The organism is Streptomyces sp. NPDC093071 (genome assembly GCF_044754545.1).
Lineage (GTDB): Bacteria > Actinomycetota > Actinomycetes > Streptomycetales > Streptomycetaceae > Streptomyces.
In genome coordinates this window covers 714,641-734,470 of record NZ_JBIVPH010000003.1, presented here as the reverse complement: position 1 = coordinate 734,470, position 19,830 = coordinate 714,641, and the positions used below count along the sequence as shown (strand labels likewise).

Here is a 19,830-nt window from a genome sequence, read left to right as displayed (position 1 = left end):
CGCTCACGACCGCTCGCTGTCCAGGTGCGCCATCTGCGCCGCCGGGTAGCGCTCGCCGGCCGCCGCGCCCGCCGGGACGGCCTCCTCGATCGCGGCCAGGTCGGCGGCGTCCAGCACGACGTCCAGGGCACCGAGCGCCTCCGCGAGCCGGTCCCGGCGCCGGGCGCCGACCAGCGGCACGACGTCCGCGCCCCACCGCTCGCCCTGGGCCAGGACCCAGGCGACGGCGATCTGCGCGACCGTCACGCCCTTGGCCTCGGCGAGCGCCCGCAGCCGGTCCACCAGGTCCAGGTTCCGCCGGAGGTTCTCGCCCTGGAAGCGCGGGCTCATGCCCCGGAAGTCGCCCGGCGCCAGCTCCCGGTCCCGGGTGAAGTGGCCGCTGATCAGACCGCGCGACAGGACTCCGTAGGCCGTGACGCCGATGCCCAGCTCGCGGGCGGCGGGCAGGATCTTCTCCTCGATGGACCGGGAGATCAGCGAGTACTCGATCTGGAGGTCCGAGATCGGGGTGACGGCCGCCGCCCGGCGCAGGGTGTCCGCGCCGACCTCGGAGAGCCCGACGTGCCGCACGTGTCCCGCCTCGACCAGCTCGGCGATGGCGCCGACGGTCTCCTCGATCGGCACGTCCGGGTCGACGCGGGCGATCCGGTAGATGTCGATGTGGTCCGCGCCCAGGCGCTGGAGCGAGTACGCCGCGAAGTTCTTCACGGCGGCCGGCCGCCCGTCGTAGCCGGTGAAGCCGCCCTCGACCGTGCGGAGCGCGCCGAACTTGACGCTGGTGAGGGCCTGCTCGCGGGCGGCGGCGGGCGCGGTCCGCAGCGCCTCCGCGATCAGCAGTTCGTTGTGCCCCATCCCGTAGAAGTCGCCGGTGTCGAGGAGGGTCACCCCGGCGTCCAGGGCGGCGTGGATCGTCGCGATCGACTCGGCGCGGTCGCTCTCGCCGTACAGCGCGGACATGCCCATGCAGCCGAGGCCCAGGGCGGAGACCCGGGGGCCGGTGGCGCCCAGCGGGCGGGCGGGGACGCGGTCGGGGGTGGGGGAGGTGCTCTGTGTCGTGGTCATGGTTCAACCTTGGCATGGGCGATGACAGATTTCAATATCTGTCATTCCTTCGAGTGGTGCGGGGAAAATCGGGTGCCGTGGGGAGGGGGCCGGGGTAGCGTCCCCGGCATGTCTTCGTTCTTCCAGATCTACGAGTGAGCGCTCAGCGCCGGGGCTGACCGAGCCCGACCACCGACCACCTCACCACTGACGGGAGAACCCCATGGCTAAGGGCCGCAACAACCTCCTCGGCGTCGGCGGACAGCGCAAGAAGCTGTCCCGCGCCGACCGGCAGGCCACCACCCGGGGCCGCGCCGACGACCGGCGCACGGCCGACGACCGGAAGCAGGAACTGCTGAAGAAGATGCGCGAGCGCGCCGAAGGCGCCCAGGGCGCCCAGGACGCAGCCTCCGAGGGCACCGGCCGGGAGTAGGCACGACGGCGACGGAGGGGCCGGGGCGCACGCACGCGCCCCGGGCCCTCCGTCGTACCCCCGCGCCCCGGCTCCTCCTCCGTACCCCCGCGCCCCGGGCCCTCCTCCGTACCCCCGCGCCCCGGCTCCTCCCCCGTACCCCCGTGTCCGGACCGCCCGATGTGACCTCGGGCATGTTCGGACGGCGCGGCCGGCTGGCGACCGCCGCCGTGCGCGACAATGGGCGAATGACCGCGTTCACCCCCCTCGCCATCGGGCCGCACATCGTGCAGCCCCCGGTGGTGCTCGCCCCGATGGCCGGCATCACCAACGCTCCCTTCCGCACCCTCTGCCGCGAGTACTCCGGCGGCAAGGGGCTGTTCGTGAGCGAGATGATCACGACGCGCGCCCTGGTCGAGCGCAACGAGAAGACGATGCAGCTCATCCGGTTCGACGAGACGGAGAAGCCGCGCTCGATCCAGCTCTACGGGGTGGACCCGGTGACGGTCGGCAAGGCCGTCCGGATGATCGTCGACGAGGACCTGGCCGACCACATCGACCTGAACTTCGGCTGCCCGGTCCCCAAGGTGACCCGGAAGGGCGGCGGCTCGGCCCTGCCCTACAAGCGGCCGCTGCTGCGGGCGATCCTGCACGAGGCCGTGACCAACGCGGGCGACCTGCCGGTCACCATGAAGATGCGCAAGGGCATCGACGACGACCACATCACCTTCCTGGACGCGGGCCGGATCGCGGTCGAGGAGGGCGTCACGGCGATCGCCCTGCACGGGCGGACGGCGGCCCAGCACTACGGCGGCACGGCCGACTGGGACGCCATCGCGCGCCTCAAGGAGCACGTGCCGGAGATCCCGGTCCTCGGCAACGGCGACATCTGGTCGGCCGACGACGCCCTGCGGATGATGCGCGAGACCGGCTGCGACGGCGTGGTCGTCGGACGCGGCTGCCTGGGCCGCCCGTGGCTCTTCGGGGACCTCGTGGCGGGCTTCGAGGGCACGGGCGCCTATGCCCAGCCGCCCCTGCGGGAGGTCGCGGACGCGATGGTCCGGCACGCCCGGCTGCTCGGCGAGTGGCTCGGGGACGAGGCACGCGGTGTCATCGACTTCCGCAAGCATGTGGCCTGGTACCTGAAGGGCTTCGCGGTCGGCTCGGAGATGCGCAAGAAGCTGGCGATCACCTCCTCCCTGGACGAGCTGAGCGCTCAGTTGAGCGAGCTCGACCTGGACCAGCCGTGGCCCGTCGGCGCGGACGGCCCCCGGGGCCGTACGTCCGGAAACAACCGAGTCGTCCTGCCGGACGGCTGGTTGAAGGACCCCTACGACTGCTCCGGCGTGAGCGAGGACGCGGAGCTGGACACGTCCGGCGGCTGAGTCCGGCGGCTGAGATCCAGCCTTTCCCGGGGAGTGATCCTCGCCACCCTTGAGGGGGTAGGTGCTCACATGAGCAGGTTACGGACGACTGCACCGCCTGAAGGGTGGCACCCGGTGCCACCCTTTTTGCGTTCACAAGTTGAACGCAAGTGCCGAGATGGGCGCTCACATGAGCGATCCGTCTCTGTTTTGGGTCATGGAAACTTCGGAACCTGAAAACGGCGGCAACCTCTTGGTTACTTTCAAAGCGCTGGCGGATGGGTGGTTAAGACCAGCTGACCGCTAGGCGTACCTCCCTAGAAGCCTTCGATCTGGGTATGTTCCTCGCCGTCAGGGCAGCCAACCGAGTCGTCGAGGAGTCGTGGCCCGTGTCGGAAAACAATGATCAGAAGTTCGTCTACGACTTCACCGAGGGCAACAGGGACCTGAAGGACCTGCTCGGTGGCAAGGGCGCGAACCTGGCCGAGATGACCAACCTCGGCCTGCCGGTCCCGCCCGGCTTCACGATCACCACCGAGGCGTGCAAGGTCTACCTCGAGAGCGGCTCCGAGCCGGCCGCGCTCCGCGACGAGGTCAGCGCGCACCTCGACGCCCTGGAGCGGAAGATGGGCAAGAAGCTCGGCCAGGCCGACGACCCGCTGCTGGTCTCCGTCCGCTCCGGCGCGAAGTTCTCCATGCCCGGCATGATGGACACCGTGCTGAACATCGGCCTCTCCGACGAGTCCGTCACGGGCCTCGCGCGCCAGGCCGACAACGAGCGCTTCGCGTGGGACTCGTACCGCCGGCTCATCCAGATGTTCGGCAAGACCGTCCTGGACGTCGACGGCGAGCTCTTCGAGGACGCGCTCGACGAGGCCAAGGCCGCCAAGAAGGTCGCCAGCGACACCGACCTGGACGCCGCCGACCTCAAGAAGGTCGTCGAGCGGTTCAAGGAGATCGTGAAGACCGCGACCGGCCGCGACTTCCCGCAGGACCCGCGCGAGCAGATGGACCTCGCCATCGAGGCCGTCTTCAACTCCTGGAACACGGACCGCGCCAAGCTGTACCGCCGCCAGGAGCGCATCCCGGGCGACCTCGGCACCGCCGTCAACGTCTGTTCGATGGTCTTCGGCAACCTCGGCCCGGACTCCGGCACCGGCGTCGCCTTCACCCGCGACCCCGCCTCCGGCCACCAGGGCGTCTACGGCGACTACCTCCAGAACGCGCAGGGCGAGGACGTCGTCGCCGGCATCCGCAACACGGTGCCGCTGGCCGACCTGGAGTCGATCGACAAGACGTCGTACGACCAGCTCATGCACATCATGGAGACCCTGGAGACCCACTACAAGGATCTCTGCGACATCGAGTTCACCATCGAGCGCGGGCAGCTCTGGATGCTCCAGACCCGCGTCGGCAAGCGCACCGCCGGTGCCGCCTTCCGCATCGCCACCCAGCTCGTGGACCAGGGCCTGATCGACGAGGCCGAGGCGCTCCAGCGCGTCAACGGCGCCCAGCTCGCCCAGCTGATGTTCCCCAAGTTCGACGACGGCGCCAAGGTCGAGCAGATCGGGCGCGGTATCGCCGCCTCCCCGGGCGCGGCCGTCGGCAAGGCCGTCTTCGACTCGTACACGGCCGTCAAGTGGTCCCGCTCGGGCGAGAAGGTCATCCTGATCCGCCGCGAGACCAACCCCGACGACCTGGACGGCATGATCGCCGCCGAGGGCATCCTCACCTCGCGCGGCGGCAAGACCTCGCACGCCGCCGTCGTCGCCCGGGGCATGGGCAAGACCTGCGTCTGCGGCGCCGAGGAGCTGGAGGTCGACACCAAGCGCCGCCGGATGACCACCTCCGACGGCCAGGTGGTCGAGGAGGGCGACGTCGTCTCCATCGACGGCTCCACCGGCAAGGTGTACCTCGGCGAGGTACCCGTCGTACCGTCCCCGGTCGTCGAGTACTTCGAGGGCCGGATGCACGCGGGCGCCGACGACGCCGACGAGCTGGTCCAGGCCGTCCACCGGATCATGGCCTACGCCGACCGCGTCCGCCGCCTGCGGGTCCGCGCCAACGCCGACAACGCCGAGGACGCCTCGCGCGCCCGCCGCTTCGGCGCTCAGGGCATCGGCCTGTGCCGCACCGAGCACATGTTCCTCGGCGAGCGCCGCCAGTACGTCGAGCGCCTGATCCTCGCGGACACCGACGCCGAGCGCGAGGACGCCCTCAAGGCCCTCCTGCCGCTCCAGAAGCAGGACTTCGTGGAGCTCTTCGAGGCCATGGACGGGCTGCCCGTCACGGTCCGGCTGCTCGACCCGCCGCTGCACGAGTTCCTGCCCGACATCACCGAGCTGTCGGTCCGCGTCGCTCTCGCCGAGTCCCGCAAGGAGCCGCACGAGAACGACCTGCGCCTGCTCCAGGCCGTGCACCGGCTGCACGAGCAGAACCCGATGCTGGGTCTGCGCGGCGTCCGCCTCGGCCTGGTCATCCCCGGCCTGTTCACCATGCAGGTCCGCGCCATCGCGGAGGCCGCCGCCCAGCGGATCGACGCCAAGGGCGACCCGCGCGCCGAGATCATGATCCCGCTCGTCGGCACCGTCCAGGAGCTGGAGATCGTCCGCGAGGAGGCCGAGCAGGTCATCGAGGAGGTCCGGGCGCAGACCGGCGTCGACCTCAAGCTGGCGCTCGGCACCATGATCGAGCTGCCGCGCGCCGCCGTGACCGCCGGTCAGATCGCCGAGGCCGCCGAGTTCTTCTCCTTCGGCACCAACGACCTGACGCAGACGGTCTGGGGCTTCTCCCGCGACGACGTGGAGGCCAGCTTCTTCACGGCGTACCTGGAGAAGGGCATCTTCGGCGTCAGCCCCTTCGAGACCATCGACAAGGACGGCGTGGGCGCCCTGGTCCGCAGCGCCGTCGAGGCCGGCCGCGCCACCCGCCCCGACATCAAGCTCGGCGTCTGCGGCGAGCACGGCGGCGACCCGGAGTCGGTGCACTTCTTCCACGAGGTGGGCCTCGACTACGTCTCCTGCTCGCCCTTCCGGATCCCGGTGGCGCGTCTGGAGGCGGGCCGCGCGGCGGCCGAGTCGAAGGGCAGCGACAGCCGCTGAGGCGGTACGGGCCTCCGCCGGGCTCCGGTCCGGCCGGAGGCCCCGGCCGCTCCTGAACCCCGGTTCAGGAGCGGGCCCCGATCCCTGCTGAACCCCCGTTCAGCAGCGGATTCACCGAACCCCCGGGGCCGTCGCCGGTCCTCTTCTCCACCCTCACCGGCGGGCGGCGGCTCCGGATTCACAGGGACGGGACGGACACCTTTGTGCGGAGGTGTCCGTCCCGTCGTGTTTCTCCCCGGGGCGCGGCCGCTCATTTCGCCCGGCCGTCGATCAGATGTGGATTCGTGTTCAATTACGGCCGATTGAATTATTGGCCATTGAACTTTTCTGTTTCCGCGCCGCAAAGAGCGGGGCGGGCGCGGCCCCCGGATCCCCACCCGGAGGCCACGCCCTTTACCGATGCCGGGCAGGTGAGCCGCAACCCTCGCCGACCGCCGCCGGACGGGCAAAGCCCCCCACGGTCTTCACCACGTCACCTCGGTCCAGAAGGTTTCCTGCCCGACCCGTACAGCTTTTCGGTTCCGCCCCGTTCGCCGCGATGCTTTTCAACTGTGGCTGAAACACCCTGGTAACGTGCAGTGATGCTGTGCATACTCGTCGTCGGGGGTGGTTGCGAGTGCACAGGTGGGGACCTCATGCTGCGGATTCATTTCACCGGAAACGACTTGGCGGGGGTGCGGACGGCGGCCCGGCCGGATGTTCTGTGGGAAACGATTCTGAGCTTTCACCGGTTAAGGGACCGACGCGGTCCGGTCGTCTACGGGGAATGGCGCTCGGAGGCGCGGGCACGGCTCGGCGGTGAGACCCGGCTCCTCGCCGCCCTCGTCCCCAGCAGGGGCTATTTCCCCGACTTCCTGACGCCCGCCGAGGGGGTCAACGGCCTCGACGAGGGCCTCCAGGCGATCCGCGCGACCGACCCCGGCCGGCTCCGCGGAGAGCTCTCGCTGCTCGCCGCCGACCGCTCCGGCGGACGGACCGTGCCCCACTCGCTGCGCGCCCTCGCCGACGGGGGAGCGGAGCCCTTCGACCGGCTCGTGGGGGCGCTGCGCGGCTACCACCGGGCCGTCGTCGAGCCGTACTGGCCGCACATCCGGGCCCGCGTCGAGGCCGACCGGGCCCGCCGGGGCCGGGCCCTCCTGGACGGCGGCGCCGAGGAACTGCTCGCCTCGCTGCCGCCGATGCTGCGCTGGCGCGCGCCCGTCCTGGAGGCGGACTACCCGGTGGACCGGGACGTCCACCTCGACGGGCGCGGGCTGCTGCTCCAGCCCTCGTACTTCTGCCGGGGGACGCCCGTGGTGCTGCGCGACCCCGCGCTGCCGCCGGTCCTCGTCTACCCCGTCACCCACGGCGAGGCGCCGACCGTCCGCGCGCCGGGCGGCTCCTCGCTCGCCAAGCTCGTCGGCCAGACCCGCTCCACGGTGCTGCACGCCATCGGGGACGGCGGCACCACCAGCGAGCTCGCGCGCCGCGCCGGGGTGTCGCTCGCCTCGGCCAGCCAGCACGCGGGCGTCCTGCGCGAGGCCGGGCTCATCGCGACCCTGCGCCACGGCAACGCGGTCCTGCACACCCTGACGCCGCTGGGCGCCGCCCTCCTCGGCGGCGCCCAGCAGAAGAAGGTGGACCTGCGCTGCTACGCGCGGAACGGGCCGGTCACCTCGTAGGTGATGCCGCCCGAGGAGCTGCCGCTCGTGCCCCGCTGGCTGGAGAAGTACAGCCGCCTGCCGTCGGGGGAGAAGGCCGGTCCGGTGATCTCCGAGCCGGACTGGCCGTTGATCCGCAGGAAGGGGGCGACGACGTCGTCCGGGGTGATGACGCAGATCTCCATGTTCCCGCCGTCCTCGGCGACGTACAGGTCGCCGGAGGAGGTGCCGGTGACGTTGTCGACGCCGGTGAGCGGGGCGCCGCCGGAGACCAGCGAGTCGTCGTAGGCCAGCTCGTACGTGCCGGCGGCGAGGTTCACCTGCCAGACCCGGTTGTCGCCCTTGGTAGTGAACCAGACGGTGTCGTCCGCGTAGTAGCAGCCCTCGCCGCCGTTGAAGCGCTTGGCGCCGGAGACCTGGTTGCGGGTGACGGTCGGGGAGCCGTCCGGGTCCGGCACGTTCTGCCAGGTGAAGGTGCCGGACGTGGCCGTGGACGCCTTGAAGACCTGGAGGGTGCCGGAGGAGAGGTTGCCCCAGGTGGTGGGCAGGAAGCGGTAGAAGCAGCCGTCCGACTCGTCCTCGGTCAGGTAGATCGCCTTCCGGACCGGGTCGGCGGCCGCCGCCTCGTGCTTGAAGCGGCCCATCGCGTCCCGGCGGTACGCCGTGCCGCCCCACGGGTTCGACTCGTAGACGTACCCCAGGGACACCTCCTCGCAGGACAGCCAGGTGTTCCACGGGGTGGCGCCGCCCGCGCAGTTCTGCCGGGTGCCGGAGAGGATCCGGTACGCGCCGGTGATCGTGCCCGACGCGTTGAACCTGACCGCGCTCGCGCCGCCGTTGGGGTTGATCTCCGAGTTCGAGACGTAGATCCAGCCGGTGCCGTCGACGAAGCAGGCGCCGCCGTCGGGGGCGTTGTGCCAGGTGTACGAGGTGCCGGTGACCGTCTGGCCGGACCGGGCGATCACCCGGCTGGTGAACCCGGCCGGCAGCTGGATGCCGTTCGCGTCGGCCGTGCCGAGCGCCCCGTAGGGGCCGGCGCCGGGCTGGGCCGGGGCGGCGAAGGCCGCACCGTGCCACAGGCTGCCGCCGAAGGCGGCGGCCGAGGTACCGATGACCGCTCCGCGCAGGAAACCGCGTCGCTCCACGTCTCACTCCCGAGAAGGATGGTGAACCGCCCCGTCGCACCGGTCGGCGACGGGGTCGCGCGTCTCCGGAACCTAGGAGCGGGGGATTGACGGGGCGTCAACGAGCGGTGACGGGGAGACGGCGGGCGGGGGTATGGGGGTGTGGGGGTGTGTGTGGGTGGGGGTGCGGGGGCGTGGGGGACGGGACCCGGGACCTTCGGCACTGGGAGGGCGGGGCGGTACGGGGGAGACTGGGGCCATGCGTGCCACCCGGGACATCAGCGACCGCGCCGACCTCGACGTGCTGCTGCGCCGCTTCTACACCGAGGCCTTCGCCGATCCGCTCATCGGGCCCTTCTTCACGGAGGTCGCCGGGACCGACCTGGAGGTCCACCTGCCGAGGATCACCGACTTCTGGGAGCGCGCCCTGTTCCGTACCGCCTCCTACGGGCGGGACGCCTTCGCCCCGCACGCCGCCCTCCACTCCGCCCGGCCGCTCACCGCCGCCCACTTCGGGCGCTGGGTCCAGCTCTGGCGCGCCTCCGTCGACGGGCTCCACCGGGGGCCGAGGGCCGAGCGGGCCAAGGCGCAGGGGGAGCGGATCGCCCTGGCCGTGCTGCGGCGGCTCGCCGGGCCCGAGGCGACCGAGGCGTCCGCCCGGGGTGGGGACGGAGGGGGTTCGTGCCTCTCGCCGCCCTCCGGCTGCATACCGTCTCCTGACCCGCGCGAGAAAATTCTTTCCCGCGCGGCGATGAGTTCCGGGCAGCGCCCCCGTCTTACCTCTCGAAAGCGCCGGAACGCACCGAGCGGCCCGGCCGACCGAGGAAGAGAGAACGCCATGGCCCCGCAGATGATCTTCGTGAACCTGCCCGTGAAGGACCTCGACGCCAGCAAGGCCTTCTTCGAGAAGCTCGGCTACTCCTTCAACCCGCAGTTCAGCGACGACACCGCCGCCTGTCTCGTCATCAGCGACACGATCTTCGCGATGCTGCTCACCGAGAAGAAGTTCGGGGAGTTCACCGCCCCGGGCAAGGAGATCTCCGACGCCACGAAGGCCACCGAGGTCCTGATCACCCTGAGCGCCGAGAGCCGCGAGAAGGCGGACGCGCTCGCCGACGCGGCCCTCGCCGCCGGCGGCACCCCGGCGAAGGAGCCGATGGACATGGGCTTCATGTACGGCCGCTCCTTCACCGACCTGGACGGCCACCACTGGGAGGTCTTCTGGATGGACCCCTCCGCCCAGGGCTGATCCGGACGGAGACTCAGGCCGCCACCCCGCCGTCGACCACCAGGTCGGTGCCGACGGCGGAGCCGGCCGCGTCCGAGGCGAGGTAGAGGACCGCCGCCGCGATCTCCGCGGCGGACGAGATCCGGCCGAGCGGCGACTCGCCCTTCATCCGGACCTCCCGCTCGGCCTCGGTCTCGCCGGGCCGCAGCGACATCGTGGACTCCGAGGCGCCGGGGCTGACCGCGTTGATCCGGACCCCGTCGCCGATGTGGTCCAGGGCGGCCGCCCTGGTCAGCGCCGACACCGCCGCCTTGGAGACCTGGTAGCCGAAGACGCCGGGGAACCGGACGTGCGGGCCCAGGTTGGACGAGACGTTCACGATCGCCCCGCCGCCGTGCGCCCGCATGTGCGCCACCTCGGCCTGGAGGGCGTGCAGGACCCCCGTGACGTTGACGTCGAGCAGTGCCCGCCAGTCCTCCAGGGGCAGGTCGGCGGCGCTGTGGCCGCCGCCCCGGAAGATCCCCGCGTTGTTCACGGCGACGTCCAGGCCGCCGAAGCGCTCGACCGTGCGCCGGACCAGCTCCCGGGTGGAGGCGGCGTCGGTCACGTCGGCGGTGACGGCCGCCGCGGTGCCCCCGGCGGCCCCGATCAGGGCGACCGTCTCCTCCAGGGTCTCCGCCGTGCGCCCGGCGGCGACGACCTTCGCGCCCTCGGCGGCGAAGGCGAGCGCGACGGCCCGGCCGAGACCGGAACCGGCTCCGGTGACGAGGACGACGCGGTCGGTGAAGCGTGCGGCGGTCATGGAATGTCTCCTTTTATTTTTGACCGTACGTTCCAATATGAGAGCCGAAGAAAGGGCACCCGCGAGGGTGCCCGTCCCCGGATCGTTCGGGCCGGCGGATCGTTCAGTCCAGCAGGGTCAGCGCCTGTTCCGCCGCGTCCCGCACCCTGGCCGGGTCGCTCGACGCCTTGCCGACCACCCGGACGCCCTGGAGCAGGACCAGGAACATCCGGGCCAGCGCCCGTGGATCGCGGCCGGCCGGGAGCTCGCCCCCGGCGCGGGCCCGGACGAGCGCCGCGTGCAGCAGCGTCTCCAGCTGCTCCCAGTTCAGCTCGACCCGGCGGGCCACCGCCGCGTCGTGCGGCCCCAGCTCCGCCGCCGAGTTGGTGACGAAACAGCCGTTCAGGCGCTCCCCCTCGGTCGCCGCCTCGGCGGCGAAGCGGCGGACGAGCGCCCGGACGGCCGGCAGGGCGGGGCCCGGCGCGGACAGCTCCTCGACGAGCCGGGGGTCCTGGCTCTCGGCGTACCGGTCCAGCGCCTTCAGGTACAGCTCGTGCTTGTTCCCGAAGGTCGCGTAGATGCTGGCGCGGCCCACCCCGAGGCGCTCCACGAGGTCCGCCATCGTCGTCGCCTCGTAGCCGCGCGCCCAGAACAGTTCGAGGGCTGCCCGGAGCGCGGCGTCCGGATCGAATTCCTTGGTCCTGGCCACGCCCTGACCCTAGGCTTTTCTGGAACGCTCGGTCAAGTCACAGCGAGCGTACGGGATACACCGCCACCACGACCCCGTCGTCGTCCAGACAGCGGCCCGTCTCCAGGTCGAACCGCTGCTTCAGGAGCGGCGAGGCCACGAACGGGCGCCCGCCCGCCGAGCCGACCAGGCCCCGGGAGAGCACCTGCGCCCCCGTGAACGGGTCGCGGTTGTCGATCGCGTACGTCCGGCCCGACCGGTCCCGGAAGACCGCCGCCTGCCGGCCGTCCGGCAGCAGCGCGGCCACGCCGCGCCCCGGGGTCAGCCGGGACTCCTCGCAGACGGCCATCCAGGACTCGGGGGAGGGCGACAGTTCGAGCGTCTTGGGCGGTTCGGGCGTCTTCGGCGGTTCAAGCGTCTTCGGCGATGCGGGCGTCGTCATCGGGAGGCAACCCCTTCCAGGGTGAGGAACGTGAGGTCCGGCTTGATCTGGTCGCGCTCCGGCACGAACCGGACCGAGGGGTCCGGCGCGTCCGGGGCGTTCACGAAGGAGACGAAGCGCCGCAGCCGCTCCGGGTCGTCGAGGGTCTGCGCCCACTCGTCCCGGTAGGCGTCGACGTGCGCCGCCATCAGCGCCTCCAGCTCGTCGCAGAGCCCGAGCGAGTCGTGCACCACCACGTCCCTGAGGTGGTCGAGCCCGCCCTCCAGGCGCTCCAGCCAGGTCGACGTCCGCTCAAGCCGGTCCGCCGTCCGGATGTAGAACATCAGGAACCGGTCGATCAGCCGGATCAGTTCGGCGTCCGACAGGTCCTGGGCGAGCAGGTCCGCGTGGCGCGGGGTCGCGCCGCCGTTCCCGCCGACGTACAGGTTCCAGCCGTTCGCCGTCGCGATGATCCCGAAGTCCTTCGACTGCGCCTCGGCGCACTCGCGGGCGCAGCCCGAGACCGCCGACTTCAGCTTGTGCGGGGCGCGCAGGCCCCGGTAGCGCAGTTCGAGGTGGATCGCCATCTTCACCGAGTCCTGCACGCCGTACCGGCACCAGGTCTGCCCCACGCAGGACTTCACCGTCCGCAGCGACTTGCCGTACGCGTGCCCCGACTCGAAGCCCGCGTCGACCAGCCGGGTCCAGATCGCCGGGAGCTGGTCCACCCGGGCGCCGAAGAGGTCGATCCGCTGGCCGCCGGTGATCTTCGTGTAGAGGCCGTAGTCGCGGGCCACCTCCCCGATCACGATCAGCTTGTCCGGGGTGATCTCGCCGCCGGGGATGCGCGGCACCACCGAATAGGAGCCGTTGCGCTGCATGTTGGCGAGGAAGTGGTCGTTGGTGTCCTGGAGGGAGGCCTGCTCGCCGTCCAGGATGTAGCCGTTGTTGAGCGAGGCCAGGATCGAGCCCACGGTCGGCTTGCAGACCTCGCAGCCCTCGCCGCCCCGCGCCTCCGGCCGCCCGTGCGAGTCGAGCAGCGCGGCGAACGAGGTCAGCCGCAGGGTGCGGGCGATCTCGTACAGCTCGCTCCTGCCGTACGGGAAGCAGCCGCAGAGCCCCTTGTCGGCGGCGGCCGGCAGCAGCTTCTCGATCACCTTCACGCAACTGCCGCAGCCCGTACCGGCCTTGGTGCACTTCTTCACCTCGGCGAGCGAGGAGCACTGGCCGATCGCGTGCTTCGTGACGTTGTGGCAGGAGCAGATCACCGCGTCGTCCGGCAGCGCCGAGGGGCCGAGCGCCACCGGCGCGCCCGCGCCCGCCGGGAGGACCAGCTGCTCGGGGGAGACCGGCGGGACCGTGCCGGTCAGCGGCCGCAGCAGCCCGTACGAGTCGGCGTCACCGACCAGGACGCCGCCGAGCAGCACGCCCTCGCCGTCCACCACCAGCTTCTTGTAGACGCCCGAGCGGGAGTCGGAGTACACGACGTCGAGGCAGCCCTCGGCCGTGCCGTGCGCGTCGCCGAAGGAGGCCACGTCCACGCCGAGCAGCTTCAGCTTGGTCGACAGATCGGCGCCCGTGAACCCGTCGCCCGACCCCTCGGGTCCTTCCGCGAGGACCGCCGCCACCGTCTGCGCCATCTCGTACCCCGGCGCCACCAGGCCGTAGACCCGTCCGTCGACCGCGAGCGCGCACTCCCCGATCGCGAAGACCGCCGGGTCCGAGGTCCGGCACAGCTCGTCGACGGCGATGCCGCCGCGCTCGCCCACGGCCAGGCCGCAGTCCCGGGCCAGCTGGTCCCGGGGCCGTACGCCCGCCGAGAAGACGACCATGTCGGTGGCCAGTTCGGAGCCGTCCGACAGCCTCATGCCCGTCACGGCGCCGTCCGCCGTCACGACCTCCTGCGTGCCCGTCCCCGTGTGGACGGTCAGGCCCATCCGCTCGATCGTGCGCAGCAGGGCCGCGCCACCGCCCTCGTCCACCTGCACCGGCATCAGACGCGGCGCGAACTCCACCACGTGCGTGTCGAGTCCGAGGCCCTTGAGCGCGCCCGCCGCCTCCAGGCCGAGCAGCCCGCCGCCGACCACCGCGCCGGTCGTCGCCGTCTTCGCGTACTCCTCGATCGCGAGCAGGTCCTCGATCGTGCGGTAGACGAAACAGCCCCGGGCGTCCTTGCCGGGCACCGGCGGGACGAAGGGGTACGAGCCGGTGGCCAGGACGAGGGTGTCGTACGCGAAGACCCGCCCCGAGTGGGCGGTCACCGTCCGGGCCTCCCGGTCCACCGACGCGGCCGCGTCGCCCACGTACAGCTCGATGCCGTGCTCCGCCATGAAGCCCGCACCGACCATCGACAGGTCGTCGGGGGTCTTCCCGGAGAAGTACGAGGTGAGCTGGACGCGGTCGTAGGCCGGGCGCGGCTCCTCGCAGAGGACCACGATCCGGGCCCGCCCGGTCAGGCCCCGGTCGGCGAGCGCCTCCAGGAACCGCTGGCCGACCATTCCGTGGCCGACCAGGACGATCGTCGGGGTGTGCGCGGTGGTGTCAGCGTCAGCGCTCATGTCAGGAGCCTCCGTCGTGGGTGAGCAGGTGGAGCAGGGGGGCCTCCGGGAGGGCCTCGTCGCCCTCCCAGGCCCGGGCGAGCGTGCCGACCGCGGCCAGGTCGCCGAGGAGGACGCCCCCGACGAGCCGGTCGCCCCGGACGACGACCTTGCGGTACGCGCCCCGGGTGGGGTCGGTGAGCTGGACGGTGTCGTCGCCCGGCCGCGCGGTGACCTCGCCGAAGGCGGCCAGGTCGAGGGGGCGCGGACCGGTGAGGGTGAGCCGGGTGAGGGAGCGGGTGCCGGTGTAGGCGGCCGTGGGCGCGGACGCGCCGGAAGCCCCGGCCCCGGTCTCCCGCGCCAGCACCTCCGCCAGCGCGTCGGCCTGTTCCAGGGCCGGGCCCGCGAGGCCGTAGACCCGGCCCGCGTGCTCCGCGCAGTCGCCCACCGCGTGGATCGACGGGTCGGAGGTCCGCAGCTCGTCGTCGACCACGATCCCGGTGGCGACGTCGAGCCCCGCCTCCCGGGCCAGGGCCACCCGGGGCCGCACCCCGCAGGCCAGGACCACGACCCCCGCGTCGAGCACGAAGCCGTCGGCGAGTTCGACCGCAGTGACCGCCCCGTCCCGCTGCCGCAGCCCGCCGACCCGGCACTCGGTGTGCACCTCGACCCCGAGGGACTCGACGTGCTCCCGGAGCAGCGCCGACGCGGGGGCGTCGAGCTGGCGCTCCATCAGCCGCTCGCCCTGCTGGGCGAGGACCACGTCCGCGCCGAGCGCCGCGAGCGCCCGGGCCGCCGACACCCCGAGGAGCCCGCCGCCGACGACCACGGCCCGCACCCCGGGCCGTACCGCCGCGCGCAGCGCCAGACAGTCGTCGAGCGTACGGAAGGGGTGGACGCCCGCCGGAAGGGCCGCCCCGCGCAGTCCGCGCAGCGGCGGCAGCACCGGGTTCGAGCCCGTCGCCAGGACCAGGCGGTCGTAGCCGACGAGCGAGCCGTCCGCGCACTGCACCGTCCGCGCCGCCCGGTCGATCCGCACCGCCCGGGTCCCGAGCCGGGCCGGCCCGGGGGTCCCGGGCAGCGCGATCACCTCGGGGGCGTACCGCCCGGCGAGGACGTCGGCGAGCAGCACCCTGTTGTACGGTGCGTGCGGCTCCTCGCCGAGGAGGGTGACGGGCAGGCGCCGGGCGAGCCGGGCGCCCGCCGTTCCGCCCCCGACCACCACGATCCGTGTACTCATGACCGGAAGCGTGCGCGGCCGGTGTTACCCGGCGGCATCCCGTCTGTTTCCCGTACGGAACGCTGATCTCCGCCCCCGGCCCCGGCCGCTGTGAGGGTCGCGGGAACCGGCCCCGGCCGCTGCGGGGCGCCGCCGGACCCGCCCCCGACCGCTGCCGGGTGCCGCCGGACCCGCCTCCGGGTTAACCCGTGGTCAGCCTCGCCTCAAGCCCGCCTTAAGGATCGGACGGACGCGGCTGAGCTGCGGATTCCCGTATACGGGCGGACCTAGGGTGCCGGATGTGACCACCGAGGCCAGCCACCCTCTCTACGTACCCCTCACCGTGCCGCAGACCGCCGGTCCCCGCCGCCGGCGTCCTCCGGCCCCGCCCGTCCCCGCCCTCCGGCTCGCCCCCGAGCGGCTGCGGACCGGCATCGTCGCGGGGGCCGGGGCCGTCGGCCTCCTCTGGGGCCTCCAGGCCCGGCCCTCCGCCCGGCTCGACGTCCTCTTCGCCTCCGGCGCCCACCTCACCGGCCTCCTCGGCGGATACGGCGTCCTCGTCCTGCTGCTCCTCATGGCCCGGGTCCCGGCCGTCGAGCACGGCGTCGGCGCCGACCGGCTCGCCCGCTGGCACGGTCTCGGCGGCCGGTACGTCCTCGGCCTGATCGCCGCCCACGCCGTCCTCGCCCTCTGCGGCCACGCCGTCCACACCCACGCCGACCTGGTCACCGCCACCGGGGACCTGCTGTCGTACGGGGCGATCGCCGCCGCCACCGCCGGGACCGCCCTGTTCGCCGCCGTCGGGATCACCTCCGCCCGTTCCGTACGCCGCAGGCTCCGGCACGAGACCTGGCGGGCCGTCCACCTCGGCGCCCTGCTCGCCGCCGCGCTCGGCTTCGTCCACCAGCTCGCGGGCCCCGACATCGCCGGGGGCCTGCTCACCCGCTGGCTCTGGTCCATGGCGCACGCCACCGTCGCCGTCCTCCTCCTCTGGTACCGGCTCGTCGTCCCCGCCCGCGCCGCGCTCCGCCACGACCTGCGGGTCGCCGAGGTCCGCGACGAGGGGCCCGGGGTCGTCTCGGTCCTGGTCCGGGGAAAGGGCGTGGACCAACTGCGCGCCGAACCGGGCCAGTTCTTCCGCTGGCGCTTCCTGCGGCGCGGCCTGTGGGCCACCGCCCTCCCCTTCTCGCTCTCCGCGCCCGTCCGCGACGACACCCTGCGGATCACCGTCAAGGCGCTCGGCGACCACACCCGCCGGGTCCGGCGGCTCCGCCCCGGCACCCGCGTCCTCGCCTCCGGGCCCTTCGGGGCGCTCACCGCCCACCGCCGCACCCGCCGCAAGGTCCTGCTGCTCGCGGGCGGGGTCGGCATCACCCCGCTGCGGGCCCTCTTCGAGACGCTGCCCGGCGGGCCCGGCGACGTCACCCTCCTCTACCGCGCGTCGGACGCCTCCGCCGTCGTCCTGCGCGAGGAGCTGGAGTCCATCGCCCGCGAACGCCGGGCCTCCCTCCACTTCCTCCTCGGCCCCTCCGACGGCTCCTTCGACCCTCCCCCAGCCTGCGGCCGGGGGTGCCCCCATCTCGCTCCGCTCGCCCCGCGCACCCTGCGCAACCTCGTGCCCGATCTCGCCGCCCACGACGTGTACCTGTGCGGCCCGCCCGCGATGGCCCGGGCCGCGACCGCCTCCCTGCGCCGGGCCGGGGTGCCGGCCTCCCGCATCCACAGCGAGGACTTCGACCATGCGTAGACCCGCGACCAGGACTTCCGTCAGGGCTTCGGCCAGGCACGGCGCCCCGTCCTCCCCGGTGGAGCGGGCCCGGCGGCGGCTCGCCGCCGGGCTGCTCGGCGCCGGGGCGCTCGCCGCGACCCTGCTCACCGCCGCCGTCACCCCGGCCGCCCCGCCCGCGCCCGACCGCCCGCCGGGCACGGCAAGCTCTGACGTAGCTCAACTCTCCCGGGATTGATGGACGGGCCAACGATCACGTCCCTAGGCTCACGGTCATGCCCGAGATATCGCTGACCACGCTCGTCCTGCTCTGCCTCGCCGCGCTCGTCGCGGGCTGGATCGACGCCGTGGTGGGCGGCGGCGGGCTGCTCCTGCTGCCCGCTCTGCTGCTCGGGCTCCCGCACGTCCCGGCCGCGCAGGTCCTCGGCACGAACAAGGCCGTCGCCATCGTCGGCACCACCGGGGCCGCCGTCACCTATGTCCGCAGGGCGCCCGTCCAGGTCCTGACGGCGGTGCGGATCGGCTTGGCGGCCCTCGCCGGCTCCATGGCGGGCGCCTTCTTCGCCGCCGGGATCAGCAGCGACGTGCTGCGCCCGGTGATCATGGTGGTGCTGCTCGGGGTGGCGGCCTTCGTGATGCTCCGGCCCTCCTTCGGCGTACGGGCCGAGGGGGCGGAGCGGGCGCCGCTGACCCGGGCCCGGATCGTCACCGCGATCGTGGTCGTCGGCGGCGGGATCGGCTTCTACGACGGCCTGTTCGGGCCGGGCACCGGCACCTTCCTGGTCCTCGCCCTGACCGCCGTCCTCCACCTCGACCTGGTGACCGCCTCCGCCACCGCCAAGATCGTCAACGTCTGCACCAACGCGGGCGCCCTCGCGATGTTCGCGTACCAGGGCACGGTGTACTGGCAGCTCGCCGCCGTCATGGCGGTCTTCAACCTGGTCGGCGGGACGGTCGGCGCCCGGATGGCGCTGAGCAAGGGCGCGGAGTTCGTCCGGGGCGTGCTGCTGGTGGTCGTGCTCTCCCTGGTCGCGAAGCTCGCCTTCGACCAGTGGGCGTGAGGCGCGGGTTCGGCCCGTGGGGGCGAGCCGCCGGTTCGCTCCATGGGCGTGAGGCGCCGGTTCGCTCCGCGGGCGTGAGGCGCCGGTTCGCTCCGCGGGCGTGAGCCGCCGGGGCCGGGCTACTTGACGCCGATGAGGTGCCCGAAGGCGACCACGTTCCCCTGGTAGCCGTTCTTCTTCGAGAAGCCGCCGCCGCAGGTGATCACCCGGATCTCGGCCCGGTCCGCCTCGTCGTACACCTTGCCGCTCGGGAAGGCGTCGTTCTCGTACACCTCGACCGCGTCGACCGTGAACACGGCGGTGCGCCCGTCCTCCCGGTCCACCTCGATCCGGTGGCCCTTCTTGAGCGCCCCGAGGGTGTAGAAGACGGCGGGCCCGTCCGCGTTGTCGACGTGGCCCGCGACGACCGCCGTGCCCTTCGCGCCGGGCGTGGTGCCGCCCTCGTACCAGCCCGCCAGGTTCCGGTCCCCGGCCGGCGGCACTTCGAGGGTGCCGTCCGCCGCCAGGCCCAGCCCCGTCATCGGGGTGTCCACGTCGGTCTCGGGGATGCGCAGCCGTACGGGCGCCGAGGGCGGCAGCGGGTCGGCGGCGGCGTCGGTGTGGACGCTCGGCCCGGCGGCGAAGGCCTGGGCGGCGGACGGCACGGGCGGGGTGACGTTCTCCGAGCCGTTCTGGACGAGCCAGAGACCCACGCAGGCGGCCACCGCCAAGGCCCAGCCCTTGCTCCTGTTGCTCACCTGGATCCCTTCCGTCTTCTCGATGAGCCGCTCCCCGGCGCGCCGCCGGAACGTGCCGGGATGTGGTCCTGCCCCCGCCGGGCCCGTGGGGGCGCGCGGCGGGGGCAGGACGGGGCGGTGCCTCAGTGCCCCCGCGCGCCGCTCGCCCGGCGGCGCAGGAACCAGGCACCACCGACGGCGGTCGCGGCCAGCACCGCCGCGCCCGCCGCGACCTGGGTGGTGTCGGGGCCGACGCTGCCCCCGACACCCGTCTGGACGTGGCCGCTGGGACGCCGGTGCGTGACGGTCAGGTCGCCCCGGGCCGTCTTGCCGTTGTCGCAGGCCACGCTGATCCCGTACGTGCCGGCCTTGGCGTGCTGGGGCACGGTGAACTGGCCGACCACGACCTCCTTGTGCGTGCTCGGCTTCAGGTGGAAGTCGCCCGCGCCGAGCGAGTTCGCGTCGCCGACGCCCCGCCCGTTCTTGCCGCAGGCGAGGGTGTTCACGGTGACCGTGGTGCCCGGGGACGCGGACGACGGATAGATTTCGAGGGATTCGTTCCACTCGTCACCGGCGTGCGCCGCCGGGACGGCGAACGCCCCGATCGCGGCGACCGTCAGCGCGGTACCGGTGAGCAGGCGGGCAGTGGTGCGCATGGGGGTCCTCCGGAGCGCGCGAACGGTCATGCCGGGGCGGTCCTCCCGGGAGGGACTTCCCGGATCCGGACCTTCTGCGACCGAGACAAAGCCCACCACGCGCCCGCCGCCTGCT

17 protein-coding genes are annotated in these 19,830 nt (G+C 73.0%); 8 read left to right on the top strand and 9 right to left on the bottom strand.

The window, feature by feature from the left end; genetic code table 11:
* Positions 1-3: 3 nt before the first annotated feature.
* Positions 4-1,062 (bottom strand): aldo/keto reductase, encoded by a 1,059-nt coding sequence (locus ACIQD7_RS14655; RefSeq protein ID WP_402441838.1) that lies wholly within the window; start codon positions 1,060-1,062, stop codon positions 4-6.
* A gap of 202 nt (positions 1,063-1,264) precedes the next feature.
* Between ACIQD7_RS14655 and ACIQD7_RS14650 the strand changes: the two genes are divergently transcribed.
* From ACIQD7_RS14650 to ACIQD7_RS14635, 4 genes are all read left to right on the top strand, one after another.
* Positions 1,265-1,474: a DUF6243 family protein gene (locus ACIQD7_RS14650; RefSeq protein ID WP_402441837.1), complete on the top strand. Its 210-nt coding sequence runs from the start codon at positions 1,265-1,267 to the stop codon at positions 1,472-1,474.
* 227 nt (positions 1,475-1,701) lie between these two features.
* On the top strand, positions 1,702-2,838 hold the full coding sequence (gene dusB / locus ACIQD7_RS14645; RefSeq protein WP_121829462.1) for a tRNA dihydrouridine synthase DusB: 1,137 nt from the start codon (positions 1,702-1,704) through the stop codon (positions 2,836-2,838).
* A 368-nt stretch (positions 2,839-3,206) separates the two neighbouring features.
* Positions 3,207-5,918: a pyruvate, phosphate dikinase gene (gene ppdK, locus ACIQD7_RS14640; protein ID WP_402441836.1), complete on the top strand. Its 2,712-nt coding sequence runs from the start codon at positions 3,207-3,209 to the stop codon at positions 5,916-5,918.
* A 635-nt stretch (positions 5,919-6,553) separates the two neighbouring features.
* Positions 6,554-7,579, top strand: coding sequence for a helix-turn-helix domain-containing protein (locus ACIQD7_RS14635; RefSeq protein WP_121829464.1), 1,026 nt, complete (start codon positions 6,554-6,556; stop codon positions 7,577-7,579).
* On the opposite strand, the gene ACIQD7_RS14630 is transcribed toward ACIQD7_RS14635, so the two are convergent.
* Positions 7,549-8,703: an alkaline phosphatase PhoX gene (locus tag ACIQD7_RS14630; RefSeq protein ID WP_121829465.1), complete on the bottom strand. Its 1,155-nt coding sequence runs from the start codon at positions 8,701-8,703 to the stop codon at positions 7,549-7,551. The two genes, ACIQD7_RS14635 and ACIQD7_RS14630, sit on opposite strands and share 31 nt — an antisense overlap.
* Positions 8,704-9,520: 817 nt before the next feature.
* Here ACIQD7_RS14630 and ACIQD7_RS14625 point away from each other — a divergent pair.
* The gene (locus tag ACIQD7_RS14625; protein WP_121829467.1) at positions 9,521-9,931 is read left to right on the top strand and encodes a VOC family protein; all 411 of its coding nucleotides are present in this window, start codon (positions 9,521-9,523) and stop codon (positions 9,929-9,931) included.
* Between the two features lie 13 nt (positions 9,932-9,944).
* Here ACIQD7_RS14625 and ACIQD7_RS14620 read toward each other — a convergent pair whose 3' ends face one another.
* The 5 genes from ACIQD7_RS14620 to ACIQD7_RS14600 form a co-directional block, all read right to left on the bottom strand.
* The gene (locus ACIQD7_RS14620) at positions 9,945-10,712 is read right to left on the bottom strand and encodes an SDR family NAD(P)-dependent oxidoreductase (protein WP_121829468.1); all 768 of its coding nucleotides are present in this window, start codon (positions 10,710-10,712) and stop codon (positions 9,945-9,947) included.
* A 103-nt stretch (positions 10,713-10,815) separates the two neighbouring features.
* Positions 10,816-11,400: a TetR/AcrR family transcriptional regulator gene (locus ACIQD7_RS14615; RefSeq protein WP_402441835.1), complete on the bottom strand. Its 585-nt coding sequence runs from the start codon at positions 11,398-11,400 to the stop codon at positions 10,816-10,818.
* A gap of 37 nt (positions 11,401-11,437) precedes the next feature.
* Positions 11,438-11,728 (bottom strand): nitrite reductase small subunit NirD, encoded by a 291-nt coding sequence (nirD, locus tag ACIQD7_RS14610; RefSeq protein ID WP_402442353.1) that lies wholly within the window; start codon positions 11,726-11,728, stop codon positions 11,438-11,440.
* A gap of 89 nt (positions 11,729-11,817) precedes the next feature.
* Positions 11,818-14,358, bottom strand: coding sequence for a nitrite reductase large subunit NirB (gene nirB / locus ACIQD7_RS14605; protein ID WP_402441834.1), 2,541 nt, complete (start codon positions 14,356-14,358; stop codon positions 11,818-11,820).
* A gap of 1 nt (position 14,359) precedes the next feature.
* The gene (locus ACIQD7_RS14600) at positions 14,360-15,577 is read right to left on the bottom strand and encodes an NAD(P)/FAD-dependent oxidoreductase (RefSeq protein ID WP_402441833.1); all 1,218 of its coding nucleotides are present in this window, start codon (positions 15,575-15,577) and stop codon (positions 14,360-14,362) included.
* Between the two features lie 280 nt (positions 15,578-15,857).
* On the opposite strand from ACIQD7_RS14600, the gene ACIQD7_RS14595 reads away from it, so the two are divergent.
* The 3 genes from ACIQD7_RS14595 to ACIQD7_RS14585 are packed head-to-tail and all read left to right on the top strand — an operon-like array spanning position 15,858 to position 18,343.
* Complete coding sequence (locus ACIQD7_RS14595) at positions 15,858-17,303, top strand: ferric reductase-like transmembrane domain-containing protein (RefSeq protein WP_402441832.1); 1,446 nt, start codon at positions 15,858-15,860, stop codon at positions 17,301-17,303.
* Complete coding sequence (locus tag ACIQD7_RS14590) at positions 17,296-17,520, top strand: hypothetical protein (RefSeq protein WP_402441831.1); 225 nt, start codon at positions 17,296-17,298, stop codon at positions 17,518-17,520. The genes ACIQD7_RS14595 and ACIQD7_RS14590 overlap by 8 nt, the downstream gene beginning before the upstream one ends.
* Before the next feature lie 37 nt (positions 17,521-17,557).
* Complete coding sequence (locus ACIQD7_RS14585; RefSeq protein WP_402441830.1) at positions 17,558-18,343, top strand: TSUP family transporter; 786 nt, start codon at positions 17,558-17,560, stop codon at positions 18,341-18,343.
* Positions 18,344-18,462: 119 nt separating this feature from the next.
* Here ACIQD7_RS14585 and ACIQD7_RS14580 read toward each other — a convergent pair whose 3' ends face one another.
* Together ACIQD7_RS14580 and ACIQD7_RS14575 are read right to left on the bottom strand one after the other, a co-directional pair.
* The gene (locus ACIQD7_RS14580) at positions 18,463-19,080 is read right to left on the bottom strand and encodes a class F sortase (RefSeq protein WP_161374379.1); all 618 of its coding nucleotides are present in this window, start codon (positions 19,078-19,080) and stop codon (positions 18,463-18,465) included.
* Positions 19,081-19,202: 122 nt separating this feature from the next.
* Entirely contained in the window at positions 19,203-19,715 is a 513-nt protein-coding gene (locus ACIQD7_RS14575; protein WP_402441829.1) for a hypothetical protein, read from the bottom strand.
* Between the last annotated feature and the right edge of the window lie 115 nt (positions 19,716-19,830).